The following is a 26,778-nucleotide window of genomic DNA, read 5'->3' as shown; positions in this document are numbered from 1 at the left end:
TTGATTAGTGAATAGAACGAAGAAGGTGAGAAAGTGGCATACAAACAGGAATATATGGAGCTTGCAATCGAGCTTGCGAAAAAAGGAACTGGTGCAGTCAATCCGAATCCACTTGTGGGTGCGGTAATCGTGAAGGATGACCGGATCATCGGACAGGGGTATCATGCCAGATACGGTGATCTGCATGCAGAACGGGCGGCGTTTGCAAGTCTTACCGAGGATGCGGCAGGTGCGGAAATGTATGTGACGCTGGAGCCGTGTTGCCATTATGGCAAACAGCCACCGTGCACGCTTGCAATCGTGGAACACGGCATCAAAAAAGTCTATGTCGGCAGTGATGATCCGAATGAGAAGGTGGCAGGAAAAGGGATCGCATTTTTGCGGGAGCATGGCGTTGAGGTAGAAACCGGTGTGATGAAGGATGCCTGCGATGCGATTAATTCGGTATTCTTCTACTATATAACGACAAAGTTACCATATGTAGTTATGAAATATGCGATGTCGATGGACGGCAAGATTGCGGCATATACCGGCAAGAGCAAGTGGATTACCGGGGATGCGGCAAGACAGCATGTGCAGGAGACAAGAAACTGGCTCAGAGGAATCATGGTCGGCTGCAATACGGTCTTACAGGATGATCCGGCACTGACCTGTCGGATCGAAGGTGGAAGGAATCCAGTTCGTATTGTCTGTGACAGTCATCTGCGAATCCCGGCTGACTGTCAGTTGGTACGGACGGCGGTGGATGTTCCAACAATCGTGGCAACACTCGATGGCGCATCGGACAAGGCAAAGGAATTACAACAGGCAAATGTGCAGATACTACAATGCAAGGAAAAAGATGGACGTATTGATCTGTATGATCTGATGGTGCAGCTTGGTGCACAGGATATCGACGGTATCCTGTTAGAAGGCGGTGGCACGTTAAATGAGCAGGCACTCGCACAGGATATCGTGCAGGAGGTGCAGATATATATCGCACCGAAGATCTTAGGCGGTGCGGAGGCGAAAACCCCTGTGGAAGGCAAAGGTGTGCCAGATCCAAATGGCGCGTACCGGTTTGCATTTGACCGTATGGAGCGGGTCGGGGACGACATCTTACTACGATATCGAAAGGAGAAGCGGGAAATATGTTTACAGGAATCATAGAAGAGGTTGGAACGCTTCTGGCTGCGAGAAAAGCATCGAAATCAGAGAGTCTTACGATTGAGGCACCATATGTCTTACAAGATGCGAAGGTCGGAGACAGCATTGCGGTCAATGGCATCTGTCTGACGGCAACATCCATTTCGGGCAATACATTTACGGCGGATGTCATGGCGGAGACAATGCGTAGGACATCGCTTGGCACGCTGCATACCGGAAGCAAGGTCAATCTGGAGCGCGCGATGGCGGCAGGTGGGCGCCTCGGTGGGCATATCGTATCTGGGCATATCGATGGCATTGGAGCGATTGTGAGTCTGGAGCGGGAAGAAAACGCGGTCTGGGTAACGATTGAGACGACACCGCAGATCATGAAATACATTATTGAGAAAGGCTCAATCGCGATTGACGGCATCAGCCTGACGGTCGCAACGGTCAGCACCGACCGGTTTCAGGTATCCATTATCCCACATACCGGACAGGAGACGACATTGCTTACGAAGAAGCCGGGTGATATTGTGAATCTGGAAAATGATGTGATTGGGAAATACGTGGAGCATCTGCTTCATTTTAAAGAACCGGAGAATAAGAAACAAAGTTCGAAGGTTGATATGGGATTTCTTGCAGAGCATGGATTCTTATAGAGAAAATAGCGATAATTACACATAGTGGAGTTATGAACAGACAAGGAGGAACAACATGGAATTAAACAGCATTGAAGAGGTTGTAGAAGACCTCAAAAAAGGAAAATGTGTTGTGATCATGGACGATGAGAATCGCGAGAACGAGGGGGATGTCATCTGTGCTGCAGAATTTGCAACAACAGAGAATGTGAACTTCATGGCAAGCTACGCCAAAGGTCTGATCTGTATGCCGATGGCACCGGAATACACAGATAAGCTGCATCTGCCACAGATGTGTATTACAAATACAGACAACCATTGTACAGCATTTTCTGTATCCGTCGATCATGTAAGTACAACAACCGGAATCTCTGCGTATGAGCGAGGTATCACCGCACGTAAGTTTGTAGAGGATGATGCGAAGCCGGAGAATTTCCGCAGACCGGGACATATGTTTCCGCTTGAGGCAAGACCAGGCGGCGTAATTGAGCGTCAGGGACACACCGAGGCAACCGTGGATCTGATGAAGATTGCAGGCTTAAAACCGGTCGGTCTTTGCTGTGAGATCATGCGCGATGACGGAATGATGGCAAGACGTGATGATCTGGAGGAGTTTGCCAAGAAACATAGCTTGAAAATCTCAACTGTGGAGAAGCTGATCCAGTACCGCAAGGAACATGAGGTATTTGTCGAGTGCGTGGCAAAAGCAAAGATGCCGACACGTTATGGCGAGTTCATGATTTACGGATATGTGAATAAATTAAACGGTGAGCATCATGTTGCACTCGTAAAGGGTGACATCACCGACGGTGAACCAGTCCTTTGTCGTGTACATTCCGAGTGCCTGACCGGAGATGCGCTTGGCTCTGCACGCTGCGACTGTGGACAGCAGTATGATGCAGCGATGAAGCAGATTGCCAAGGAAGGCAGAGGCGTGCTTCTTTATCTGCGTCAGGAAGGCCGTGGAATCGGACTCATCAACAAGATCCGTGCATATCAGCTGCAGGATCAGGGGCTTGACACGGTCGAGGCGAACCTGAAGCTCGGGTTCCCGGAGGATGCCCGTGACTACACGATCGGTACACAGATTCTCGTTGACCTTGGCGTACACAAGATGCGCCTGCTCACGAATAACCCGCTGAAGGTATACGGACTTTCCGGCTACAATCTGGAAATCGTTGAACGTGTGCCAATCGAGATGGAGCCAAGCAAATACGATATGTTCTATTTAAAGACAAAGAAAGAAAAGATGGGACATATTCTCGATAACGTAGATTGATGACATTGATATATATAAAACTAACAAGGATAGATTTCAGGAAAGACGGTATACCAAACACATAAAAGGTGGTGAATGCCGCCTCTCCGTTAAATTATTAAAATGTATGTAAGCCACATCCTGTTATAATGAATGGTATATAGATGTTCCTCTATGTATGATTCCAACGCAGACCATTGCAGCATGTCGGCACTTAATGAGATGTGGCCAGTAATTGGTTACTGGCTACATCGAATTTAGTACCGCTACATGCGGAAGTGAGCGAGAGCGCGTCTGCGTGGAACATACATAGGGAGAACATCGGATGCAAAAAGTATATGGATGTGGCGGTAGATAAAAGAATAAGGAGAGAAAGAAAATGAACAAATTAGAAGGAAAATTAGTCGCAGACGGCGCAAAAATCGGAATTGTAGCAGCAAGATTTAATGAATTTATCGTATCCAAACTGGTAGGCGGTGCAATGGATGGTCTGATCCGTCATGACGTGAAGGAAGAAGATGTAACAGTTGCATGGGTACCGGGCGCATTTGAGATTCCGGTTGTTGCAAAGAAGATGGCAAAGTCTGGAAAGTATGACGCGGTAATCTGTCTTGGTGCTGTTATCCGTGGAGCAACAAGCCACTATGATTATGTATGTAACGAAGTATCCAAGGGTGTAGCATCGGTATCTTTGGAGACAGAGATTCCGGTATTGTTCGGTGTTGTTACAACCGAGAATATCGAGCAGGCAATCGAGCGCGCAGGTACAAAGGCCGGAAACAAGGGATATGACTGCGCTTTATCTGCTATTGAGATGATTAACCTCATGAAGCAGATTTAAAGCATAGTGAGAAACATTACAACAAGACAGAGATTTAGATTGAAATAAGGATAGGCGGATATGAAAAAAGAACGTTGTATGTTGTTTTTTGATATTGATGGTACATTGATTACAACCGATGGTAAGCGGACATTTCCGGAGAGCGCGAAGCGTGCATTGCGCGAGGCGCGGAAACGGGGACACCTCGTTTACATTAATACCGGACGTGTCATGGCAAATGTGGATGATTTTATTCGCGAAGTTGGTTTCGATGGATATGTCTGCGGTTGTGGTACGTATATTGTGTCTGAGGGAGAAGTGATGCTGCATCATCGTATCCCGCAGGCGCGTTGCCGGGAAATCGCGTATAAATGCCGGGAGTGCCGTATGATGGCAATCTTTGAGCATACGGAGCATACCGGTTATGACAATGAACTTGCAGGTGAGGATGCCGGATATCAGGAGATTCTTCGTTATTTCAAATCAATGGGACGAAACATCATAGAAAGTATTGAGGATCCAGCGTTTTGCTTTGACAAGTTTGCATGCTGGTATGAGGAAGGCAACCCGAAAATGCAGGAGTTTATTGACTATATGTCACAGGATTTTACCTGTATTCAGAGGGAAGGTAACTTCTTAGAGGTTGTTCCTCAGGGATTTTCCAAGGCAACTGGAATTCGGTTTTTGATGGAGAAATATAACATCCCATTGGAACGTGTTTATGCGTTTGGGGATAGCAATAACGATCTGGATATGTTACGATATGTACAAAACAGCATTGCGATGGGCGTCTGCACGGAGGAAGTAGCAGAGGCTGCTTCCTATCGCACCGATACCGTGGAAGCAGATGGTATCGAGAAAGCCATGCGGCATTTTGGGATAATAGAGTAAGTGATGAATGAACGGCGTTTTCGACAACTGAATATATTGACGGTGATCGCCGTAGCGGTTGGCGTGTTGATGATGTTCTTTTTTGCCCTTGTCGTATCGGATGGCGGCAATCAGAAGATTTCCTTCCGCACACCGAAGAGGCTTGATGATACGTGGGTGTTGTACCGGCAGGGCGAATCGGACGAACAGATTATTGATCTGCCGACAAAGCTCAAAACGAAAAAAGGTGAGATTATCACGATTACGCACCAGATGCCGGAGGATGCCGGCGAGGACAGCGCAATCTGTTTTTATACAGAGTTCCAGAACGTGATTGTCTCAATCGGCGACCGTCGTGTCTATGAAAGCGGTGTGCTGGCAGATAACAGGATGATGAAAAATGCGGTGCCCGGATATCATGTGGTGGATATTGACGCGAGAGCCGGGGAGACGGTAACGATTCAGCTTTCCTCTGCCTATGGCAGATACAGTGGCAGAGTACCGGGGATTTATTATGGTTCGCACGGCGATATTGTATCGTGGCTCATACGGCGAAATGGTATTCCATTTGTTGTGTCACTCATGATCCTGGTGCTTACGATTCTACTGGGGGTATCGCTGTTATTTATGACAAATGAGAATATCAACAAGCAGAAGGCGGCGTATGGATTTGGGTTTATTGTCTTCGCGGCGGCATGGATTTTCTTTGGAAATACAATGATGCAGCTGTTGACGAAAAATCAGTTTGCAACCTACATGGCAAGCCAGATCTTTTTGCTTTTGATGCCATTGCTATATTTTATGTATTTGCGAAGCTTTGCGATGAAGCGGCGCTATGCGAAGATCTTTGAGATTCTGATCTATGTATATGCAGTGAATTTCCTGACTGGAATTGTATTTCAGTTAGTGGGCGTCTGTGATTTTGCAAGCTATATGTTCTTTACGAAGATTTTGATTATGGTTGGTTTGCTATTGCTGTGTCTGATTATGTATTTAGCGGCCGACACATATGAGGATAAGAGTATTTACAGTAATTTCTGGGCGAATGTGATATTGACCGGTTCATGCATGGTGGAATTCATCTTGCATTTCTTCCGGTTTTACAAGAGTTATCAGGGTGTTGTCCTGCAGATTGGATTGTTTGTATTTGCAGTGCTTTTGATGATTTCTATTGAAAAAACAGTGATTCGGGAGATGAATGCAGAACGTGATGCGGCACTGAGCAGTGTCGGGCATGAGAAGTCGCAGGCAGTGCGGACAATCAACACTGCACTTATCTATCGGGCATTAAATACAGCAATTACGGATTTAAAGACACACGATCAGGCGAACAGCCGTCTGATCTACGATACTTCGATGTTTATGCAGCATAACATGGATGCTGTCTATAAGCAGGAACTTGTTTCTTTCGATACAGAGCTTTCTTATATCCGGGCATATCTTGGCATGCAGAAGCGGATTCATCCGGGGCTTGAGGTTCTCGTGGAGGACAAGGTTACAGAGTTCAAGGTGCCATACAACACGATTGAACCACTTGTGGAAAATGCGGTCGAGGCGGCTGTAGAGACGAAGCAGGAAGGAAAGGTTGTCGTGCGAAGCTATGAGCGGTTAGACTGCTTTGCAATCCAGATCGTGGACAATGGAGCTGGTATTTCACCGGTAAAGAAGTTCCGGTCAAAACAGGATTTCCGCGAACTTCAAAAACAACTGAAATCGACGGTGGGAGCATTGATCGAAGTGCGTACAAAACAAGACAAAGGTACCATATTGACCGTGAAGATTCCAAAACGGGGATATATTATAAAGGAGTAAAAGATGACGTTTTCGGAGCAGATCGTGTATGGATGGTTTAAACCATCAAAATATAAAAATATGATAGAATTACCGTGCAGGCGATTTGTTGCGTATGTTATTGTGATGATGCTTGTCTTAGCCGTTGTCAGTTATGTTGTTCCGACGGCATCTATCATCTCAGGATTTGGAGGCTTTGAGAAGCTCTTCACGCAGAGTCTGGGCGAGGTAAATTATACAGATGATACCCTTTCTGTATCCAATAATTTTGATATGCATATCAACGCTGCAAATTTCTTAGTGGATACGACACAGGAGACAGTACAAAATGACAGCCTGAAAAAACAGGGGATGTTTTTCGCGGTTGGGAGCAAAACCGTGCGTGTCAGCATGGTGCTTGGTTCGAAAGTTACGGATTATGGGGTTTATTACCTGTCTGATTATCTGCCGGATGGCTTTAACAACGACAGTCTTGTGGCGATGATTCCATCAATCTATGCAACACTCTTTGTGACATTGCTTGGTACAATGCTCAGTTATTTTGTAAAGTATGCGGTTGTTGCACTCCTGTTTTCGATTCTTGTGAATAGCATGAATCATCAGTTCCATTTAAACTTACGGTTTGGGCAGGTGTTTGCGCTTTGCTTCTATGGACAGTCTTTTTCGATGATCCTGTCGAATTTCAATCAGGCGATTGCCTTTTTGCCGGGGCTGCTGGTATCGGTCATAGGAATTTTCGTGACTGTGCATATGATTACTGTGAGCGTTGCTCTGATAAAGGATGAACGGGAATTGTAGCGGACGATTGTGTGTACAGAAGCAGAAATTGGATATAACAGACAATTATAATCAGATATAAAAACCTTGTATTTTTCAAATGCACCTTATAACAGTATAATAGGGGCATGAAAGAAATTGATCGAGGTGAGTATGATGAGACAGATTTTATGTTATGGAGATTCGAATACATATGGATTAGTACCAAAGGAACATGCACGATATCCGTGGGATATCCGGTGGACCGGACGTCTGAATGAGAAGCTCGGGCTTCAACAGTATCGTGTGATTGAGGAAGGACTTTGCGGACGGACGACCGTCTTTGATGATCCGTTCCGTGACCATCGAAATGGTGCGAAACTGGTCAATACAGTGCTTGAAACACATGGTGACTCTGATCTCATCATATTGATGCTTGGGACCAATGATTGTAAGACTGCGTATAAGACGACACCGGAGCTGATCGGAAAAGGTGTAGAGACGGTAATCTCGAAGATAAAAAGCTTTGCACCGGGCAGCAGGATTCTGCTTGTTTCGCCGATACATCTGGGCGAAAAGGTCTGGGAGAAAACCTATGACCCGGAGTTTTCGAGAGAGTCGGTGGAGATATCGAAGGGACTTGCAGATGTCTATGCGGATATAGCCAGAAACGAACATCTGTATTTTCTGGATGCATCGGATGTTGCTGCACCGAGCGAGACCGATCAGGAGCATCTGAATGAGGAAGGGCATGCGAAGCTTGCAGAAGCAATCTATGCGAAGCTGGATGATATATTTGCAGAGGCTGCGTAACTTCCTTTGCAGATTATTTGTAGATAAAACGGAAGTTATAATTTAGTAAGGATATAAGAAAGCCGGTAAGAGACTATTATAGGAAATAGTTTCTTACCGGTTTTTTAATGTGAACAAGAAGCGGTATTTGATAATCGAATGGTATACCTACGTCTGATGCCGGCTGTTCTATGTTTCGGTTGTTCTATGTCTGATTCCGGCTGCTGTATGTTAATTACAGATATCCGTATTTCTTCTGCTGCGAGAACACGAAGAAAAGTGTCATGCACAATGTGATCGCTTCCGCTACGATGATCGCACCCCAGATACCATCCAATCCAAATATAAGAGGCAGCAGCATGACAGCAGCCAGCTGGAACACAAGTGTCCGCAGGAAAGAAATAAGTGCAGAGATGAGACCATTGTTGAGTGCAGTGAAAAAGGAGGATGCGTAAATATTACATCCGTTAATCAGGTAGGTGAACGAACAAATCAGGAATCCATGTCTTGTAAGCGCGTACAGTTCGGCGTCATAGCCAACAAAGATCTTCGTCAGTGGACCTGCGATTATGTGTGCCAGCAGAACAAGCAGGATGCCCCAGATAGCAATCAGACAGGTACTTTTTTTGAACATATTCTTCAGTTCATCCCGGTTTCCGGCACCGTAGTGGTAGCTTACGATCGGCGCACTGCCGACGGAATATCCGAGGAAAATCGATATGAATATGAAGTTTACATACATGATCGCGCCATAGGCGGCAACACCATTTTCGCCTGCATATTTCATAAGCTGCAGGTTGTAGAGCGAGTTGACAAGGGAGGAAGACAGGTTCGTCATAAGCTCGGAGGAACCGTTTGTACATGCTTTTAAGAGAACCGATCCATTGAATTTCGTCTTTCCAAGCTTCAACAAGCTTGAATTCTTCCGTGCAAAATAGAGAACCGGGAAGAAGCCACCGATGCACTCGCCGGTGACTGTCGCGATTGCGGCACCCGGTAAACCCCAGCCTAAGACTGCGATAAAAAGATAATCCAGAATCATATTTGTCACACCTGCGATGATGATGACAACCAGACCAAGCTTCGGCTTTTCTGCGGTCACGAAGAAACTCTGGAATACGTTTTGCAACATAAAGGCAGGCATGGAGATAAAACAGATTCGCCCGTATAACACACAGTTATCTAGCAATGCACCCTCTGCACCAAGCAGGGAGGCAACCGGACGGACCAGAAGCATACCACATATACTGAAGACGATGCCGCCGATGAACGTCACATAGACAAGCAGCGAGAAATACGCATTTGCTTTCTTGTGTTCACCCTCGCCGAGTGTCTTCGCTACAATCGCGCTACCACCGGTACCGACCATGAAGCCAAGTGCGGATACCCCCATCATGATAGGCATAACCAGATTGACTGCGGCGAATGCAGTCTTGCCGACATAGTTCGATACGAACAATCCATCCACAATGCCATAGATGGATGTAAAAATCATCATGATGATGGAAGGCAGTACAAAGCGCAGCAGCTTCTTATATGTAAAATGTTCGGATAATTGTATTTTCATGCTGTAAATCCTCCGTCTGAGTTATAGCTTCTGGATTCCCATACGCAGGGCTGAGAGATATTGCGTGTGGAAATGCAGGATTGATTTGTATTCTTTTTCTGTCAGCTTTGGAAATGCTTCGTTCTCGATCTCAACCATTGGGAAAATGGTGCGGCGCACAAGCTGCAATCCTTGTTCGGTCAGATAGATGTGCATGCTCCGGCCTTTTCCAGATGCAAGTGTCAGATATTCTTTTTTTTCCAGCGTCCGGATTGCATAGTTCACGGTCTGTTTCGGAATGAAGGTTGTACGGCAGATATCGGTCTGCTTACAGCCATCACCTAATTCGCAGATTGCGTACAGCGTGTCAAATTCGCTGTTTGAGAGTCCTAATCGTATGGCTGCTTCGTGGTAGATTTCGTTATATTCTTTATAGATGCGGTTGAAGATAACCAGTTTCTCACTCATATAAGGTTGTTCTTCTTTATTGTGTTCTTTCATGTTCATGGCTTCTCCTTTTTCGTGTAAGTTTGTTGTGAGCTTGTTGCAATCTGGCTGCGGATAGGAACCGTCCATTTTTATCCTTGGCTTTGAAAACGGTCGTTTTCTGCATCGCTGCAATTCGACAATATATGTCTGATTTCGTACTCTTATAAGTCCGAAATCATACTCAGTATAGTCCGACTTCGGACTTATGTCAAGAGGAGGATGTATGTAAATTATTTGTAATTGTTAACGAAACATGGCAAGATACATTGCTATTTTGCAGGGATTGAAGTATACTAGGGCAAAAATGGATATACAATGATGTACATATGTATAATATAAGACGTATCACGAAGAACAGGACAGGAGTAAAAAGATGCTGACACAATTTTCTAGAACAGAGCTGCTGCTTGGAAAAGATGCAATGGAGAAGCTGCATGATTCCCGCGTTGCCGTGTTTGGAATCGGAGGCGTGGGTGGTTATGTCTGTGAGGCGCTGGCACGAAGCGGGGTTGGTGCATTTGATCTGATCGATGACGATAAGGTGTGCCTGACAAATCTGAACCGTCAGATCATCGCGACCCATAAGACAATCGGAAAATATAAAACGGAAGTGATGAAGGAGAGGATTCTGGATATCAATCCGAACGCAGATGTACAGATTCATAATTGTTTCTTCCTGCCTGAGAACGCAGATGAGTTTCCGTATGAAGATTATGACTATATGGTAGATGCAGTAGATACTGTGACTGCGAAGATTGCTCTTGTGATGAAGGCGCAGGAGAGACATATTCCGATCATCAGCAGTATGGGAGCCGGCAATAAATTAGACGGCAGTCAGTTCCGGGTGGCAGATATCTACAAGACGAAGGTCTGTCCACTTGCGAAGGTGATGCGGCGGGAATTAAAAAAGCGCGGTGTGAAGAAGTTAAAGGTTGTATATTCCGAGGAACAGGCAATCCGTCCGATCGAAGATATGGCGATCAGCTGCCGGACGAACTGTGTTTGTCCGCCTGGTGCAAAGCACAAATGTACCGAGCGGAGAGATATACCGGGCAGTGTTGCATTTGTTCCGTCGGTGGCGGGTCTTATTATTGCCGGTGAGGTAGTGAAGGATTTAGTGAAGGACGTGCCACGCGAAACACAGAAGGAATCATCCAATATAGGTTGATGCAGGTAAGATATACGAGTTATACGAGTAATTGGTATGCATGTGATGGAACAGGAGGCAGAGACGATGACATTAGAGAAGCATGTGATAGACACCGTGAAAGAATGGCAGACAAAGATTGGCACGGATGATGCGGGGGTGCGTCTGTATTATCCGAAGGCGTCGATGTGTGGGTATCTGAAGCTTCCGGTGGACGAGGATTCGGAGAAGATCTGTCAGGATGCAGAAGCATATTTTAAGAAAAATGTACCGCAGCTCAGGATTGTGGAAGTGACTGAAAAAGCAGATCGTTTTTGCGTGTTTGTCAGTCCGGAGGGCTGTGATTATATTAACCGTGAGATTCCGGTTTCGGAATTTTTAGAGGGATTTCTGAAGGTGCTTAAGACGCAGGATATTCAGCAGGTACGGGCGTATTTTGAGGCATTTGCGAAAGCGCACGGAACGACCGTATGTGAAGAAGATGATGAGGAAGATCTGGGAACAGTACTCTCTTTTGCGGATAAGAATGTGGAGCCTTATCTGTACTGCGTGACGGACGACCAGTTCGGAATTACCTATCACCGGTTTACGAAGGATGATTTTGATACGATTTAAAAAAATCTTAAACAAAGCAAAAGCGGAGTTTAATAAAAAAGATACAAGTTGGATACAACCATGATTTAAAATAGAAAAGGAGTTTTTCCATGAACGAACAGACAAAAGCGAGAATCAAGGAACTGCAGAAAGAAAAAGATGTTGTGATCTTAGCCCATTATTATGTGGATGGCGAGGTGCAGGAGATTGCAGATTATGTCGGTGATTCATACTATCTTGCAAAGGTTGCAACGACAGTAGAACAACAGAATATTTTGTTTTGCGGTGTCTCCTTTATGGGAGAGAGCGCAAAGCTTCTGAATGCCCAAAAGCATGTCTATATGGCAGACGATGGAGCGGATTGTCCGATGGCGCATATGGCGGAAGTCGAGAAGATCAAGGAAGTGCGGAAAGAATATCCGGATGTGGCGGTTGTCTGCTATGTCAATTCGACCGCAGAATTGAAAGCCCACTCGGATGTCTGCGTGACATCGTCGAACGCATTGAAGATTGTGAAGGCGCTTCCGAATAAAGATATCTATTTTATTCCGGATTACAATCTGGCGCATTTTATAGCGGAACAGGTACCGGAGAAGCATTTTATCTTCAACGACGGGTTCTGCCATGTACATAAGAGTATTCACAGTGAGGATGTGAAGAAGGCGAAGGAATTACATCCGGACGCATTGGTGCTGGCACACCCGGAATGTACAAGTGATACATTAGCACTTGCAGATTTTATTGGAAGTACGTCCCAGATTATTGATTATGCAACTGCATCGGACAGTAAGAAATTTCTGATCTGCACCGAGATGGGTGTGTTCTATGAGTTGATGCAGAAAAATCCGGACAAGAAATTCTTCTCTGTCGGACACAGACAGTTCTGCCCGAATATGAAGAAGGTCAGTCTGGACAAGGTGCTCGAGAAGCTTGAAGATCTGAAGGATGAAGTGATTCTTCCGGAGGAGATGTGTGAACAGGCGAAAAAACCGCTTGATGAGATGCTTCGTCTGGCACAGTAGCAGATCCGTTGAGCTGACAGATGCATGGAAACCACCGGAGGAATCTGATGGGTTAGTAGATGCACGGAAACCACCGGGCGAGGAGTATGAGATGAAACGTATTTTAATTGTGGAAGATGATATGGCACTGGCACAGGAATTGCAGTATCTTCTGATCTCGAATCAGTATGATGCACAGTGTGTCGGAGAATTTAACGATGTTGCCGGACAGATCCTTGCTTCGCAGGCGGATATGGTATTGCTCGATATCAACCTTCCGGGGATAGATGGACAGAGCGTGCTGCGGGAATTGCGTAAGACATCGGATATTCCGGTTATTATGGTGACAAGCAAAAACACAGAGATGGACGAAGTAATATCAATGAGCTTCGGTGCGGATGATTTTATTGCGAAGCCATACAATCCGTCTATTCTGCTGCTTCATATCGAGGCGGTATTCAAGCGCCTTGGAAAGCTGGACGCGGATAAAGGACTCACCTATAAGAAGCTGACACTCGATATGGCTCGCGGCATCTTATGTGTCGGAGATAACAACGTGGAGCTGACGAAGAATGAGGCGGGGATTTTATCCTATCTGTTAAAGCATCAGAATATGATCGTGACGCGGGATGAGCTGATCAGCTATCTGTGGGATTCGGAAGCATTTGTGGATGACAACACGCTGACGGTGAATATGAACCGTGTGCGGAAAAAACTCTCCGATCTTGGTGTGGCGGATGCAATCCGGACAAAACGTGGACAGGGGTATATTTTGGAATGACAGTTCGAGGTTATCTAAAAGACAGAATCGGCTTTGTTGCTGCGGTGGTATGTATCATGGTAGTATTCAAGCTGTTAGGGTTTGCCTGCAAAGCACGGATGGATTTTATCTGGGTGATGGAGGGAATTATTTTTGTAACGTCACTGTGTGCCTTCGGTGCGGATTACCGGAAGCGGAGCCGTTTCTACCGGGAGCTGCAGGGAATCCTTGACGGTCTGGATCAGAAATATCTGATCACAGAGATGATGGTACAACCGGATTTCGAGGAAGGCAAAATCTGGATGGATGTTCTGTATGACACCGGGAAGTCCATGCGGGATAAGTTAAATGACACCGAGGATTCCCTACGGGATTTCAAGGAATATTTAGAACTTTGGATCCACGAGATCAAGATTCCGATTGCGGCATTAAATCTCATGAATTATAATGGCAGTCAGGATCTGAAGAAACAGAAGGCGCAGCTTGCCCGTATCAACGGATTTGTTGAGCAGATTCTATTTTATGCACGTGCAGATGCGGCAGAGAAGGATTATCTGCTCACCGCGTGCAATCTGGATGCTGCCATCAATCAGGTGTTACAGCAGCAGAAGGATCTGCTGATCGGGAATAAAATACGAATTGAAAAAAACGATACAAACCATTCCGTTGTCACGGATTCCAAGTGGCTTGCATTTATGCTTGGTCAGATCGTGAACAACAGTATCAAATACCGGGATACCGCAAAGCAATCGTGTATTTCTTTTGCGGTAGAGGATATGGCAGATAAGACGGTTCTTAGAATCCGTGATAATGGCATCGGTATAACACAACAGGATATCGACCGGGTGTTTGACAAGACCTTTACCGGGGAGAACGGACGGCGTGGAAATGCTTCTACCGGAATGGGTTTGTATATATGTAAACAGCTTTGCAATAAGCTTGGACATTCGATTGCGATTACGTCCGTGCATGGGGAATATACTGAGGTAGAGATTGTCTTTGGCAAAGAGACATTCCTGACGAGAGAGTAGTTTATAACCTTACAAAAATGTAAGAGAGTTGTCATAAACTACGATGGATAGAACGCATGGAAGAATGTATGATACAGGCAGGACAGTTGCTTGGGACACAAATATGGAAGAAAGGCACAGTCGGATACTGTGGCGAGGATTTGGAACATGGCTTATCATGAATCCATGTATTTTTTAGTATTTTTGCCGGTGGTTCTCATCGGTTATCAGCTTGCACCAAAGCGGGTTCGTTTTGGTGTGCTGCTCTTTTTTAGTTATTGTTTCTATTTTTTGTTCAGCCACAGATTGATTCTATTTCTGGCTGGAGCAACCGGAATCACTTACATAGTTGGAAGACTGGCTGCTACCGGTGAGAAAAAACGCAGAAAAACGATACTGACAATAGGGGTCTGGCTGCTTCTTGGTATGCTGCTTGTGATGAAATACAGCGGATTTTTTGCAGAGAATCTGAATTTGCTTTTTGGAGCGGCACAGTCGTCGTTGCGTCTTCCGGTGCGGCGTTTCCTGCTGCCGCTTGGTATCTCATTTTACACGCTTTCTGCAATCGGTTACATGGCGGATGTGTATTGGAAGAAGATCAAACCGGAGCGAAACCTTGCGAAGCTTGCACTCTTCTTAAGCTTCTTCCCAATCATCATGGAAGGACCAATCTGTATGTACAGTGATACAGCAGATGCACTCACGAAAGGGGAAGATATCCGGAGTGAGAATCTCGTCCGGGGCTATATGCGGATTGGCTGGGGACTCATCAAGAAGGTTGTGATTGCAGACCGTCTGTATGTTGTGGTGCAGACGTTGTTTGACGGGTATGCGTCTTATCACGGTGTGATGATCGTGGTCGCGGCAGTATCCTATACTGTCCAGCTTTATATGGAGTTTTCCGGTTGTATGGATATCGTGATCGGAAGTGCGGAATGCTTTGGCGTGACATTGCCGGAGAATTTTGCACAGCCGTTCGTATCGAAGAATGCATCCGAATTCTGGCGTAGATGGCATATTTCGCTTGGCAGATGGTTCAAGACATATATTTTCTATCCGGTTTCCATGTCGAAGCTCACCAGGAAATGGAACCGTTTTGCGAAGAAGCATGCGAGCAAATATGTGAAGCTGATGGTTGCTTCCGCAATCGCGTTATTCCCTGTGTGGGTGTGCAACGGACTCTGGCATGGTGCGAGCTGGAGTTACCTTTTCTACGGCATGTATTATTTCGTTGTAATCATGATTGAACTGATGCTTGAACCGGCGATGAAGAAGCTTGGCGAAGCATGGAAGATTACCGAAGCTACGACATGGTGGAATGTACTTCGAATGTTAAAAACATGGGTGATCATTTTTACCGGAGAACTGTTTTTCCGGGCGGATACACTGGGCATCGGTATGCATATGTTTGCATCACTGTTCCGTGATTTTGAGCTACACAGGCTCTGGGACGGTACGTTGCTTACGCTTGGACTTGGCAGAGTGGAGATTGGAATTATTCTTGCGTCTTTGCTGCTCGTTGGCGTGGTAAATCATTTCCGTGAGCGGAAGATTGATGTGCGTGGCGTGATCTTGCAGAAACGGCTGCCGGTGCGCTGGCTCGTGTATCTTGCACTCATCTTTGTCGTGCTTATATTCGGTGCGTATGGACCGGGATATCAGGAGGTGGATCTGATCTATGCAGGCTTCTAAAGATATGGATATACAAAAGAAAGATATTTCGGGAAATACGGATTCCGGAAGAAAAAAATCCGGGACACATAAGATATGGCTTCGGGCAGCCGCATTTGCAATGGTGGTTTTGCTGCTTCTTGTAGCAGCCGGGAAGATATGTGATCCGATCCGGCTTGGCTTGCAGGATTCGGTTTCCGAGCGGGAACGGTACCTGCTGCATCTGCTGTCCGAACCGGAGGATATGGTTGATGTGGCAATCCTTGGCGACAGCGAGAGTTATACGGTATTGTCCACCTATCAGTTATGGAAGGACACGGGGATTGCATCATATATCGGTGGACAGTCCGGACAATGGATCGGGGAAAGTTATTTCTCGCTTAAGAAGATTCTAAAACGGCAATCTCCGAAGGTGGTAATCTTAGAGACGAATGAGTTTTTCTCCAGAGGAGATGCAAGTGTGGTACGGGATGCTGCAAAATCCGCGCAGGAGCTTGCACGGCAGATGTTCCCAGTCTTCAAATACCACCGGTTCTGGAAGATGGAACCTGCCGATCCGAAACTGCAGACGACGATTTTCAATGGATTTGAACTGCGGGTAGCCGTGGCGCCATATACCGGCGGTGCCTACATGCATGCGACGGATGAGAAAACACCGGTGACATTTATCACGCAGTATTATCTCGAGGAGATCAAAGACCTGTGCGATACGCATGGAACGAAGCTGCTTTTGGTGACGGCGCCTTCTCCGACTAATCATACGATGCAGCGGCACAATGAGGTGCAGGCACTTGCGGATAAGCTGGATGTTCCATATCTTGATCTGAATCTGGATACCGAAGAATTGGGAATAGACTGGAACTTAGATACGCTCGATGGTGGAGATCATATTAATTATAATGGCTGCCGGAAGGTGACGGCATATCTGCAGCAGTATCTGCAGACGCATTATACCTTGCCGGATCGCCGGAAGGATGCCCGGTATGAGGCATGGAACAAGCGGGCGGCAGAGTTTGAAAAACTCCTTCCGTAAACTTAAACAAATCTTAAATGATTGCTTGGTTTTATCTTAATATTTAAGTGGCTATACTAAGATACAGAACAGAAAAATGCAGCAGACACGCAGATGGAGGCATATATATGATGTGTGAAAATTTGCCGGAGCATTTTCGTAGTCAGGCATCTTGAACCTGCACGCATGGAGGACATTATGAAAAATGTATTGGAATATCTGGAACAAAGTGCACAGAAGTATCCGGACAAGATTGCTGTGAAGGATACAGCCTGTGCTTATACATATGAACAATTATGGAAGACGGCAAGACATATTGGCAGCCGTCTGGTAAAGCATACAACACCGAACCATCCGGTCTGTGTATTTGCGGATAAGAGTGCGGATACGCTGGCGGTATTTTTCGGAATCGTCTATGCGGGATGTTTCTACACGTTGGTCGATCCATCGTTCCCGGAGGCACGTATCCGGTCGATGCTTTCGGTGTTAGAGCCGGAGGTGATCGTAGACGGAAGCAATGCACCGGACAAGCTTGCAGCGTGTGGTTGTACGGAGCGGGTGATCCGGATGGAGACACTGGTACACGGGCTGAAATTTGAATGTGCAAATCCGGAAGATACAGAGAACATGGCACAGACCGGCACAGATGGAACAACCGGATGTGTGAATCAGCAAGAGGAATTGTATGCGATAGATGAAAATGATTCCGGTGAAACCGGAGATGCAGATTGGCAGATGGAATTATCGGATATGGAAAATGCCCGGCTGCAGGAAATCCGGGAATCCATGATCGATACCGATCCGCTCTATTGTAATTTTACTTCCGGATCGACCGGAACCCCGAAGGGCGTACTTGTGGCACATCGGTCGGTGATTGAATTTATCAATCAGTTTACGGAGATTTTCGATATCACCAAAGCCGATGTGATCGGCAATCAGGCACCGTTTGATTTCGACGTATCGGTCAAGGACATCTACAGTGCGATGAAGGTGGGTGCAACCTTAGTTGTGATTCCGAAAGCATATTTTATGTTCCCAAATTCGGTTGTGGATATGCTCGATGAGAATCATGTCACAACACTGATCTGGGCAGTATCGGCACTCTGCCTGTTGAATCGTCTGCACGGACTAAAACATAAAGTGCCGGCAGATATCAACAAGATTTTATTCAGCGGTGAGGCGATGCCGATCCGGCAGCTTCACGCATGGCAAAGCTGCTATCCGGATGCGATGTTTGTGAATCTATATGGACCGACGGAAATCACCTGTAACTGCACCTATCATATTCTGGAACGCGAATATACCGAGGAGGAGAAGCTTCCAATCGGAATTGCATTTCCGAACGAACGGGTATTTCTGCTTGACGAGGAAAAGCATCTGATTGAACCGGGAAGCGTTGGCAAGATTGGAGAGCTCTGCGTGGCAGGTACGACACTCGCCCTCGGATATTACAGGAATGCTGCGGCGACAGCGAATGCATTTGTGGCAAATCCGCTTAGTTCTGATTACCCGGAGACGATTTACCGGACGGGAGACCTGGCAAGCTATGGCGGGGACGGATTGCTTTATTTCGCGGGACGGAAAGATTTTCAGATCAAGCATATGGGACACCGGATTGAGTTAGAAGAGATAGAACATGCACTTGCTGCAATCCCGGAGATCGAGGGTGCCGCGTGCTTTTACGACCGGGAGAAAAACAAGGTTGTTGCCTGTTACATCGGAATTGATGATAAGAAATATCTGATTACCGCGATGAAGAAAAAGGTGCCGGATTACATGGTTCCGAATGTATTTTGCAAGGTGGACATGCTGCCGCTTAATAAGAACGGCAAGACAGACAAGAAGCTGTTGGAAGCACAGTATAAGGAAGGAGCGTTTGCATGAATATAGAAGAGTTAAGAATTGCGGCGTCGACATATGGAACGCCGACCTATATCTTCGATGTGCGGGAAGTGGAAGCGCGAATCCGATTGCTTCGCAGTCTGCTGCCGGAGGGCACCGGACTTTGCTTTGCAGTAAAAGCGAATCCGTTTCTGATTCCGTATGTGGCAGACATGGTTGACCGGCTGGAAGTCTGCTCCCCGGGCGAATATGAGATCTGCATACAGACAGAGATCGCACCGGAGAAGATTGTGGTATCCGGGGTTAACAAGACCTACGAATCCATGAAACGCATCTTGTCTTACAGCAAGGGCGCCGGAATCTACACGATCGAATCGGAGGAACATGCGAAGATACTGCGGACACTCGCAGAGAAAAATCAGATGCAGCTCTCGGTTCTCATCCGGCTTTCGAGTGGCAATCAGTTCGGTGTTGATGCGGAGACATTTATCCGGCTGGCAAAGGAGGTGCAGGAAAGTCCATATCTGACACTGGCGGGCGTTCATTATTATGCCGGGACTCAGAAGCGGCAAAGCAAGCTGGAGAAGGAGATGGATAACCTGACCTCATTCGCAGAGACGTTCGAAGCTGAGACCGGAATGAAACTTCCGGAGCTTGAATACGGAGCAGGCATGAAGGTTTCTTATTTCGTAAATGACAGCGAGAAGGATCAGCGGGAAAGCGAGCCGGAGCCGCAGATACAGGCTCTTGCCGAGAAGCTTCGGGCATGTGACGCTTACGGCAAAAAGACAATCGAGCTTGGGCGGTTCCTTGTGTCGATGAGTGGTTATTATCTGACGCGCGTGATGGATGTCAAGCGGACGGCACAGCCGGGATTTGTGATCTTAGATGGCGGAATCCACCAGATCAACTACTATGGGTGGATGATGGGGATGAAGCAGCCGGAGATGAAAGTGCTTGCAGAAAAAGATGGTGATGACGGAGAGCTGTTTCATCTGTGTGGATCGCTTTGTACCGTGAATGACGTGCTCGCGCGGGATGTCACTTTGCACAATCCCGAAAAGGGCGATGTGATCTGCTTCAAACGGTGTGGCGCTTATGCGGCGACCGAGGGTATGGCAATGTTTCTGAGCCGGGAACTGCCGCAGGTTTTAATCAGCAGGACAGACGGAAAAATCGAAAAGCTGCGTGAACGGGTGGAGACGTATCCGTTTCATGGCGGTGGAAACTGGAACCGGATGTGACAACGCAGGATGCATGAAAACAGGGAACCGGAATGCGACAACGTAGGATGCATGAAAACAGAGAACCAGAATGCGACAACGCAGGATGCATGAAAACAGGAAACCGGAATGCGGCAATGCATGAGAAAGCATGGGTTCACAATAAAAAAATAGGAGGATTTGTAACATGGAAGAATTATTAGAGATTTTGGAAGGTATTGCACCAGGTGAGGATTTTGAGAACTGTACGACATTAATTGACGATCATATCTTAGATTCCTTTGCTATTTTATCACTTGTGTCAGAGATTGAGGATACTTTTGATGTTGAGGTATCACCGGCAGAACTGATTCCGGCGAACTTTAATTCAGCAAAGAGCCTGTGGGAGATGATCTGTAGATTGAAGGAGGCGTAGCATCCCATACACACAGGAAAGCATTCAAGCGAATGGGTGCGTGTGGATGTGGGATGAAAAAATCAGGCACAAAATCATACGATAGAGAAAGGAACAGGACATATGGCGTATCATCTGCTTACATATAGTTTAATATTTTTGCCGGTTGTAATCGCATTGTACCAGCTATGTCCGGCGCGGTTCCGTTTTTTGGTGCTGCTGGCAGCGGATTATACATTTTTCTGTATGATAAGCGGTAAGCTTCTTGTCTGGTTGCTTCTGGCAACGCTTGTGACATACGGAACCGGAAGATGGCTTGCGCTAATTCCTGAAAAGCATAGTGACCTGCGCGGGAAAGCACTTACACGGAAGAAACGTGGCGTGCTGGCAGTCGGGATTGTGCTGATCTTAGGGGCACTTGTGACACTCAAATACCTGCGGATATTTGGTGTGACACTTGCAGCACCGATTGGTATTTCCTATTACAGTTTACAGGCGATTTCCTACATGACAGATGTCTATCGAGGCACTCAGGAGTCCTGTAAGAATCCGTTCAAGGTGGCACTATTCTTAAGCTTCTTTCCACAGATTATGGAAGGTCCGATCAGCCGTTTTTCTGAGACTGCAGAAGCTTTGTATGGCGGAAGAAGCATTCAGTTTGAAAATCTTGTTTTTGGGTACCAGCGTATCATCTGGGGACTATTTAAGAAGATGGTGATTGCAGACCGGCTGGCACCGCTTGTATCAAAGGTATTCAGCAGCTACAACAATTTCGACGGTGCGGCAATCCTTGTCGGTGTGCTTGCGTATACGATGCAGCTTTACATGGAATTTTCCGGATGTATGGATATCATTATGGGAAGCGGCGAGATCTTCGGTGTATCATTGCCGGAGAATTTCCGTCAGCCGTTCTTCGCGAAGAATGCAGGGGATTTCTGGCGCAGATGGCATATTACGCTTGGCGCATGGCTGAAGGATTATGTGTTTTATCCAATCTCCCTTGCGAAACCGGTCAAGAATCTTGCGAAGAAGATCAAGAAGCAAGCCGGATTTTCGGTCAGTAAATTCGTGGCACCAACGATTGCGTTATTCTTCGTCTGGCTGTCAAATGGTATCTGGCACGGACCGCATATGAATTATATCTTTTATGGTATGTATTATTTTGTGCTGATCGTGATTGAGAATCTGACTGAGGAACCATGCAGGAAGCTTGTGGAGCATCTTAGACTTGATACAGACAGCATTGGATTCAGAATATTCCGGTTCCTGAAAATGTTTCTGATTGTGAACATCGGTGAGATGTTCTTCCGTGCAGATACCGTTGCAACCGGATTCCGGATGCTTCGTGGAATCATAACAGATTTTCATATCACAGCACTTACGGAGTCAAATTTCGGCGTGGATGTGCCGGATCTCATTCTGGCATCTGTAAGTATCCTGCTCGTATTTGTGGTGGATATTATTCACGAGAAGGGGATTTCAATCCGGAGAAGGGTGGCGGAATGCAAGCTGCCGGTCCGGTGGAGTTTCTGGTATGCGGTTATACTTCTAGTCGTTGTATTTGGCGCATATGGCAGCGGATATACGATCGTAGATATGATATATGCGGCGTATTGACAGGAGAATGAATATGTGAATCATGTATGCGGCGTCAGGATGGAAGAATGAATATGAGTAACATGTATGCGGCGTATGGATGGTGTAAGATTTACGAAAGAAGAATGTATATGAAAAAAGTAAGTGGAAAATGGAAAAGAACTTTTAGGATGGCTGCAGGCAGCGTCGGTTTTTTAGCCGGACTTTGTGTGGTCCTGTTACTGGCAGGAAAATTCCTGCGTCCGAAAAACAATGCAGATATCTACGACACAACAGCCGTCCGGACGAAGGATGCGGAAGTAAAAAGTGAAGTGAAGGATACGATCGATGTATTGTTTTTAGGGGATAGTGAATGCTATTCGAGCTTCAATCCATTACAGATGTTCGCGGAGCATGGCTACACCTCGTTTATCTGCGGGACATCCGCACAGCGCATGTGCGATTCATATGCAATTTTACAGGCGGCATTTGAGACTCAGACGCCAGAGGTTGTTGTTTTAGAGACGAACTGCCTGTTCCGCAGCGTGAAATCAAAAGGCGATTCGAAAGATTATGTTTTAGATCGTCTGTCCGATCATGTTGAGATTTTTAAGAATCATTCTCGTTGGAAGGATGCGTTTGTAAGTACAAATGCCCTGACAAAGAAAAAGGATGGGAAGAACCGTGGATTTATCAGGAGAAATACGATCAAGCCTTATGAGGGTGGAGCTTACATGCATGCAAGTGAGGAACGAAGGATGATAGATGCCGATGCAGAAAAATATCTGCTCCTTATGAAAGAATATTGTGAAAATCATGGTGCGGATCTTGTCCTGGTCAGTTCTCCGTCTCCAAAGAACTGGACTTATGCTAAGCACAACAGTGTAGCTGACTGGGCACAGGCAAACGCAGTTACTTATGAAGATCTGAATCTGAATGATGCGCTTGGCATTGACTGGGCGTCCGATACGAAGGATGGTGGCGATCATCTGAACTTTGAAGGCGCGAAGAAGGTAAGCGCATATGTGGGAAACTGGCTATCGGAAGCTTATGGGTTGAAAGACAAAAGAAACAATCCGGATTACAAACACTGGGAGGAAGACAGTGTGGAGTATGCATCAGGTAAGAAGTGATTATTGATATATACCATGTTATTTTTGGAGGCAGGGATGCCTCCTTTTTTCTTGAATTGGAGCAAAAACCTGAAATATGGGTAAATCCCCCAATGGAGCAGTCACAGGAAGCAAGTGGATTGGAGCAAAACAGCAGAAAATCAAGCAAAATTCCCAAATGGCTACTTCAACAACGAATCTCACCCATAGGCATCTGCACCAAATCAATATATAATACAACCGTTATATTACAAAATCGTAAGAAACCTGTAATCAAGACCGATGGATGGCGGATGAAAAACCATATATACTGAGTACAGTTGATGCGGGAGATGGTTTGCACAATTCATGTGGAAACCAGAGAACCATTAAGGTATGAGAATCATGGAAAAGGCTGATGTGGAAGGAACACAGTATGTCTGCGTGCATGAGCAGGCAAAATAACAGCTGAAATCCAGAAACCGTTAAGCGGCAGAAGCACAACATGCCTGCCCGCAATCAGAATGTTAGCAAACGAAGGGAGACTATCTATGAATGAGATATTAAAGCTTGACAATGTAGAAAAATACTATGGCAACAAAGCGAATCTGACAAAGGCGGTAGATAAGATTTCTTTCTCTGTAGAGAAAGGCGAGTTTGTCGGAATTATGGGAGCCAGCGGCTCTGGAAAGACAACGCTCTTAAACTGTATTTCCACGATCGACCGTGTGACAGCCGGACATATCTATGTCGGGGATAAGGACATCACAACCATCCGGGGAAATGAATTAAATAAGTTCCGCCGGGAAGAGCTGGGATTTATCTTCCAGGATTTTAATCTGCTGGATACGCTGACCGGATATGAGAATATTGCACTGGCTCTCTCCATCCAGAATGTAAAACCGAAGGAGATTGACAGCCGGATCCAAGAGGTTGCGAAGCGGCTTGGAATCGAGGAAGTTCTGAACAAATACAGCTATCAGATGAGTGGTGGACAGAAGCAGCGTGTGGCGGCAGCCAGAGCCCTGATTACGAATCCGAAGCTGATCTTAGCCGATGAGCCAACCGGTGCTCTTGATTCCAAATCCTCCCGCTATCTGTTGGAAAGCATGAAGGAGATGAATGAAGGACTTGCTGCAACGATTCTGATGGTTACGCACGATGCATTTACAGCAAGCTATGCATCGCGCGTGATCTTCATCAAGGATGGCAAGATATTCAATGAGATCCGTAGAGGTGATGATACCCGGAAACAGTTTTTTAACCGCATTATTGAGGTTGTGACAGTGTTAGGGGGGAGTTTGAATGATGCTCTTTAAATTATCCACCCGGAATATCCGGAAAAGTATGCAGAATTATCTGATTTATTTTGCAACATTGATCTTAGGCGTAGCAATCTTCTATGTATTTAATGCACTTGGAAGCCAGACGGTTATGCTGAAGGTATCGTCAAATACGGAAGAAATCATTGGGCTTATGAACGAGGCGATGTCTGTCGTCAGTGTGTTCGTATCGATCGTACTTGGTTTCCTCGTCGTGTACGCAAGTACCTTCCTGATGAAACGAAGGAAGAAGGAATTCGGTATCTATTTAACGCTTGGTATGGGAAAAACACAGGTAGCAAAGATTCTCGTGATCGAGACACTGCTGATCGGTGTGATCTCTCTGGTAATCGGGTTGCTGCTCGGTATTGGAATCTCGCAGGGGATGAGCGTTGTGACGGCAAATCTTTTCGAAGCGGATATGACGAACTTCCGGTTTATGGTCAGCACATCAGCCATCATCAAAACGATTATTTATTTTGCAATCATGTATGTGATTGTTATGGCATTAGATGTAATCATTGTCAGCCGCGCCAAGCTAATAAACCTGCTTTATGCAGGCGCAAAGGCACAAAAAAACCACGCAAAAAATCCGGTTGTCTGTGTGCTTGTATTTATTGTAGCGGCTATCCTGCTTGGAACGGCATATTATAAAGTGACAGCCGGTGTCCGCACAATCTCTGAGTTTCAGGGACTTGGTATCCAGATCGCGAAAGGTATCATCGGAACCTTCCTTATATTCTGGTCGGTATCCGGAATGTTGCTTGCAATCGTGAAGCGGTGCAGACGGTTTTATTATAAAGGCATCAACTCATTCAGTGTGAAAGAGCTTGGAAGCCGGATCAACACGACGGTGTTCTCTGGAGGGATTATCTGTCTGCTTCTCTTTTTCACGATTTGTATCCTGTCAAGCTCGATGGCAATCCGAAATTCGATGAACCATGTGTTAGAGACCTGTACTCCGGTTGATGTGCAGTTTTCAAAGCTGTATTCCTATGATGCAGCCGAGGACTATGATATGACCGGACACAATGTGGAAGAAAACCTGAAAGCCTGTGATATCGATACATCGAAGCTTACGGATGTGACAGAAATGCATTTGTATGCACCGGAGGAAATTCGTGTCGGAGATTTCTTCGGAAAGGCATTTGCAGAGAGTGGATCGGAGGATTATTTCAAAGAAGCATCGATGGAGACGATGCACATTGGAGAATACAATGATTTTGTAAAATCCTTTGGTGGAACGACAATCGACCTTGCAGAGGATGAATATGTGATACTCTGTAATTACGGGGAGATGGAACCACGATACAACGAAGGACTTGCGGAGGGACAGACGGTTACGATAAAAGGAAAGACCTATCATCCGAAATACAGTACTTGCGTAGATGGAATCGTGCACATCAGCAATTCGGAGAGCAATGCAGGCGTGCTGCTTGTGCCGGATTCTGTAGATATGTCTGACTGTGATTTCTGGTATGATATCTATTCAGCAAATTACAATACGACAGACCCAACAGAGGTGGATGCGCTTAATGAGTACTATAGTGATGCAAATTTCTACAAACTGCAGGAGGCGAAGACAGAAACACTCTTAAGCGAAGATGGCTCCTATTATTCCATGAACTGCGAGACAAGCAAGCGGCTCCGTGACAACAGTGTGGGTCTTACTGCGATGATCGTATTCATCGGAATCTACTTAGGTGTTGTATTCCTGATCTCCGGAGCCGCGATTCTGTCACTCAAGGAGCTTTCCGAGGCAGCCGACAGCAAGGAGAAATACCGAATCCTGCGCCGAATTGGAGTGGATGAGAAGAAAATCCGTCATTCCCTCCTGGCACAGTCTGGCGTGTTCTTTGCCATGCCGCTTTTGCTTGCAATCGTGCATTCGATCTTCGGAATGCAGACAGCGATGTTCATTCTGACCGTATTTGGACGGGGCGGACTGCTTGGTTCGATTCTGCTTGCAGCAGCAATCATACTTGTGATATATGGTTTTTATTTTGCAATCACATATATCTGCAGCCGCAAGATTATCAGTGAATAGC

General features: G+C 46.1%; 24 protein-coding genes. 22 read left to right on the top strand and 2 right to left on the bottom strand.

The features are described 5' to 3' along the window. Positions 1–54 precede the first annotated feature (54 nt). From ribD to ACZQK9_RS09000, 8 genes are all read left to right on the top strand, one after another. Complete coding sequence (gene ribD, locus ACZQK9_RS09035; RefSeq protein WP_483270392.1) at positions 55–1,149, top strand: bifunctional diaminohydroxyphosphoribosylaminopyrimidine deaminase/5-amino-6-(5-phosphoribosylamino)uracil reductase RibD; 1,095 nt, start codon at positions 55–57, stop codon at positions 1,147–1,149. After that, positions 1,131–1,787 (top strand): riboflavin synthase, encoded by a 657-nt coding sequence (gene ribE / locus ACZQK9_RS09030; protein ID WP_483270372.1) that lies wholly within the window; start codon positions 1,131–1,133, stop codon positions 1,785–1,787. Before ribD ends, ribE begins: the two co-directional genes overlap by 19 nt. 55 nt (positions 1,788–1,842) lie before the next feature. Next, positions 1,843–3,045, top strand: a complete 1,203-nt coding sequence (locus ACZQK9_RS09025) for a bifunctional 3,4-dihydroxy-2-butanone-4-phosphate synthase/GTP cyclohydrolase II (RefSeq protein WP_483270371.1) — start codon at positions 1,843–1,845, stop codon at positions 3,043–3,045. Between the two features lie 358 nt (positions 3,046–3,403). After that, the gene (gene ribH, locus ACZQK9_RS09020; RefSeq protein ID WP_021985734.1) at positions 3,404–3,865 is read left to right on the top strand and encodes a 6,7-dimethyl-8-ribityllumazine synthase; all 462 of its coding nucleotides are present in this window, start codon (positions 3,404–3,406) and stop codon (positions 3,863–3,865) included. Between the two features lie 60 nt (positions 3,866–3,925). After that, positions 3,926–4,735, top strand: a complete 810-nt coding sequence (locus ACZQK9_RS09015) for an HAD family hydrolase (protein WP_483270370.1) — start codon at positions 3,926–3,928, stop codon at positions 4,733–4,735. 3 nt (positions 4,736–4,738) lie between these two features. Next, the gene (locus ACZQK9_RS09010) at positions 4,739–6,526 is read left to right on the top strand and encodes a LytS family sensor histidine kinase (RefSeq protein WP_483270369.1); all 1,788 of its coding nucleotides are present in this window, start codon (positions 4,739–4,741) and stop codon (positions 6,524–6,526) included. A 3-nt stretch (positions 6,527–6,529) separates the two neighbouring features. Then, complete coding sequence (locus ACZQK9_RS09005) at positions 6,530–7,303, top strand: DUF1189 family protein (protein WP_178016950.1); 774 nt, start codon at positions 6,530–6,532, stop codon at positions 7,301–7,303. A gap of 135 nt (positions 7,304–7,438) precedes the next feature. Further along, positions 7,439–8,074 carry a GDSL-type esterase/lipase family protein gene (locus tag ACZQK9_RS09000; protein ID WP_178016957.1) on the top strand — a complete coding sequence of 212 codons (636 nt, stop codon included), beginning with the start codon at positions 7,439–7,441 and terminating at the stop codon, positions 8,072–8,074. Between the two features lie 214 nt (positions 8,075–8,288). On the opposite strand, the gene ACZQK9_RS08995 is transcribed toward ACZQK9_RS09000, so the two are convergent. Then, entirely contained in the window at positions 8,289–9,620 is a 1,332-nt protein-coding gene (locus tag ACZQK9_RS08995; RefSeq protein WP_483270368.1) for an MATE family efflux transporter, read from the bottom strand. Between the two features lie 21 nt (positions 9,621–9,641). Then, the gene (locus ACZQK9_RS08990; protein WP_483270367.1) at positions 9,642–10,100 is read right to left on the bottom strand and encodes a MarR family winged helix-turn-helix transcriptional regulator; all 459 of its coding nucleotides are present in this window, start codon (positions 10,098–10,100) and stop codon (positions 9,642–9,644) included. 361 nt (positions 10,101–10,461) lie between these two features. On the opposite strand from ACZQK9_RS08990, the gene ACZQK9_RS08985 reads away from it, so the two are divergent. The 14 genes from ACZQK9_RS08985 to ACZQK9_RS08920 all read left to right on the top strand — a co-directional run bounded on the left by ACZQK9_RS08985 (position 10,462) and on the right by ACZQK9_RS08920 (position 26,777). Continuing rightward, complete coding sequence (locus tag ACZQK9_RS08985; RefSeq protein WP_178016947.1) at positions 10,462–11,256, top strand: tRNA threonylcarbamoyladenosine dehydratase; 795 nt, start codon at positions 10,462–10,464, stop codon at positions 11,254–11,256. 66 nt (positions 11,257–11,322) lie between these two features. Beyond that, positions 11,323–11,850 carry a DUF3877 family protein gene (locus ACZQK9_RS08980; protein WP_216507505.1) on the top strand — a complete coding sequence of 176 codons (528 nt, stop codon included), beginning with the start codon at positions 11,323–11,325 and terminating at the stop codon, positions 11,848–11,850. A gap of 89 nt (positions 11,851–11,939) precedes the next feature. Beyond that, positions 11,940–12,851: a quinolinate synthase NadA gene (gene nadA / locus ACZQK9_RS08975; protein WP_483270366.1), complete on the top strand. Its 912-nt coding sequence runs from the start codon at positions 11,940–11,942 to the stop codon at positions 12,849–12,851. After that, complete coding sequence (locus ACZQK9_RS08970) at positions 12,802–13,611, top strand: response regulator transcription factor (RefSeq protein WP_483270365.1); 810 nt, start codon at positions 12,802–12,804, stop codon at positions 13,609–13,611. Before nadA ends, ACZQK9_RS08970 begins: the two co-directional genes overlap by 50 nt. Then, positions 13,608–14,621 (top strand): ATP-binding protein, encoded by a 1,014-nt coding sequence (locus ACZQK9_RS08965; protein ID WP_483270364.1) that lies wholly within the window; start codon positions 13,608–13,610, stop codon positions 14,619–14,621. The genes ACZQK9_RS08970 and ACZQK9_RS08965 overlap by 4 nt, the downstream gene beginning before the upstream one ends. Positions 14,622–14,768: 147 nt before the next feature. Further along, complete coding sequence (locus tag ACZQK9_RS08960) at positions 14,769–16,292, top strand: MBOAT family O-acyltransferase (protein WP_483270363.1); 1,524 nt, start codon at positions 14,769–14,771, stop codon at positions 16,290–16,292. Next, on the top strand, positions 16,279–17,304 hold the full coding sequence (locus ACZQK9_RS08955) for an SGNH/GDSL hydrolase family protein (protein ID WP_483270362.1): 1,026 nt from the start codon (positions 16,279–16,281) through the stop codon (positions 17,302–17,304). The genes ACZQK9_RS08960 and ACZQK9_RS08955 overlap by 14 nt, the downstream gene beginning before the upstream one ends. Positions 17,305–17,481: 177 nt before the next feature. Then, entirely contained in the window at positions 17,482–19,167 is a 1,686-nt protein-coding gene (locus ACZQK9_RS08950; RefSeq protein ID WP_483270361.1) for an AMP-binding protein, read from the top strand. Further along, positions 19,164–20,369, top strand: a complete 1,206-nt coding sequence (locus tag ACZQK9_RS08945; RefSeq protein WP_483270360.1) for an alanine racemase — start codon at positions 19,164–19,166, stop codon at positions 20,367–20,369. The genes ACZQK9_RS08950 and ACZQK9_RS08945 overlap by 4 nt, the downstream gene beginning before the upstream one ends. A 166-nt stretch (positions 20,370–20,535) precedes the next feature. Then, on the top strand, positions 20,536–20,763 hold the full coding sequence (locus ACZQK9_RS08940) for an acyl carrier protein (protein WP_177969446.1): 228 nt from the start codon (positions 20,536–20,538) through the stop codon (positions 20,761–20,763). A gap of 102 nt (positions 20,764–20,865) precedes the next feature. Further along, entirely contained in the window at positions 20,866–22,359 is a 1,494-nt protein-coding gene (locus tag ACZQK9_RS08935; protein ID WP_483270359.1) for an MBOAT family O-acyltransferase, read from the top strand. 53 nt (positions 22,360–22,412) lie between these two features. Continuing rightward, complete coding sequence (locus tag ACZQK9_RS08930; protein WP_178016937.1) at positions 22,413–23,450, top strand: hypothetical protein; 1,038 nt, start codon at positions 22,413–22,415, stop codon at positions 23,448–23,450. 509 nt (positions 23,451–23,959) lie between these two features. Beyond that, the gene (locus tag ACZQK9_RS08925) at positions 23,960–24,727 is read left to right on the top strand and encodes an ABC transporter ATP-binding protein (RefSeq protein ID WP_021985715.1); all 768 of its coding nucleotides are present in this window, start codon (positions 23,960–23,962) and stop codon (positions 24,725–24,727) included. Then, positions 24,714–26,777, top strand: coding sequence for an FtsX-like permease family protein (locus ACZQK9_RS08920; protein ID WP_178016936.1), 2,064 nt, complete (start codon positions 24,714–24,716; stop codon positions 26,775–26,777). The genes ACZQK9_RS08925 and ACZQK9_RS08920 overlap by 14 nt, the downstream gene beginning before the upstream one ends. Position 26,778: the final 1 nt, after the last annotated feature.

It is taken from the genome of Wujia sp. (genome assembly GCF_056872695.1).
Note: the sequence above shows the minus strand (reverse complement) of the source record. Positions and strands in the feature narration are given on the sequence as shown.

Coding starts and splice junctions, on each gene's coding strand:
- ACZQK9_RS08935 (WP_483270359.1), top strand. CDS start 20,866: ATGGCGTATCATCTGCTTACATATAGTTTAATATTTTTGCCGGTTGTA.
- ACZQK9_RS08985 (WP_178016947.1), top strand. CDS start 10,462: ATGCTGACACAATTTTCTAGAACAGAGCTGCTGCTTGGAAAAGATGCA.
- ACZQK9_RS08990 (WP_483270367.1), bottom strand. CDS start 10,100: ATGAAAGAACACAATAAAGAAGAACAACCTTATATGAGTGAGAAACTG.
- ribE (WP_483270372.1), top strand. CDS start 1,131: ATGTTTACAGGAATCATAGAAGAGGTTGGAACGCTTCTGGCTGCGAGA.
- ACZQK9_RS08945 (WP_483270360.1), top strand. CDS start 19,164: ATGAATATAGAAGAGTTAAGAATTGCGGCGTCGACATATGGAACGCCG.
- ACZQK9_RS08965 (WP_483270364.1), top strand. CDS start 13,608: ATGACAGTTCGAGGTTATCTAAAAGACAGAATCGGCTTTGTTGCTGCG.
- ACZQK9_RS08955 (WP_483270362.1), top strand. CDS start 16,279: ATGCAGGCTTCTAAAGATATGGATATACAAAAGAAAGATATTTCGGGA.
- ACZQK9_RS08950 (WP_483270361.1), top strand. CDS start 17,482: ATGAAAAATGTATTGGAATATCTGGAACAAAGTGCACAGAAGTATCCG.
- ribD (WP_483270392.1), top strand. CDS start 55: ATGGAGCTTGCAATCGAGCTTGCGAAAAAAGGAACTGGTGCAGTCAAT.
- ACZQK9_RS09010 (WP_483270369.1), top strand. CDS start 4,739: ATGAATGAACGGCGTTTTCGACAACTGAATATATTGACGGTGATCGCC.
- ACZQK9_RS08980 (WP_216507505.1), top strand. CDS start 11,323: ATGACATTAGAGAAGCATGTGATAGACACCGTGAAAGAATGGCAGACA.
- ribH (WP_021985734.1), top strand. CDS start 3,404: ATGAACAAATTAGAAGGAAAATTAGTCGCAGACGGCGCAAAAATCGGA.
- ACZQK9_RS09005 (WP_178016950.1), top strand. CDS start 6,530: ATGACGTTTTCGGAGCAGATCGTGTATGGATGGTTTAAACCATCAAAA.
- ACZQK9_RS09025 (WP_483270371.1), top strand. CDS start 1,843: ATGGAATTAAACAGCATTGAAGAGGTTGTAGAAGACCTCAAAAAAGGA.
- ACZQK9_RS08930 (WP_178016937.1), top strand. CDS start 22,413: ATGAGTAACATGTATGCGGCGTATGGATGGTGTAAGATTTACGAAAGA.
- ACZQK9_RS09015 (WP_483270370.1), top strand. CDS start 3,926: ATGAAAAAAGAACGTTGTATGTTGTTTTTTGATATTGATGGTACATTG.
- ACZQK9_RS08920 (WP_178016936.1), top strand. CDS start 24,714: ATGATGCTCTTTAAATTATCCACCCGGAATATCCGGAAAAGTATGCAG.
- ACZQK9_RS08960 (WP_483270363.1), top strand. CDS start 14,769: ATGGCTTATCATGAATCCATGTATTTTTTAGTATTTTTGCCGGTGGTT.
- ACZQK9_RS08995 (WP_483270368.1), bottom strand. CDS start 9,620: ATGAAAATACAATTATCCGAACATTTTACATATAAGAAGCTGCTGCGC.
- nadA (WP_483270366.1), top strand. CDS start 11,940: ATGAACGAACAGACAAAAGCGAGAATCAAGGAACTGCAGAAAGAAAAA.
- ACZQK9_RS09000 (WP_178016957.1), top strand. CDS start 7,439: ATGAGACAGATTTTATGTTATGGAGATTCGAATACATATGGATTAGTA.
- ACZQK9_RS08925 (WP_021985715.1), top strand. CDS start 23,960: ATGAATGAGATATTAAAGCTTGACAATGTAGAAAAATACTATGGCAAC.
- ACZQK9_RS08940 (WP_177969446.1), top strand. CDS start 20,536: ATGGAAGAATTATTAGAGATTTTGGAAGGTATTGCACCAGGTGAGGAT.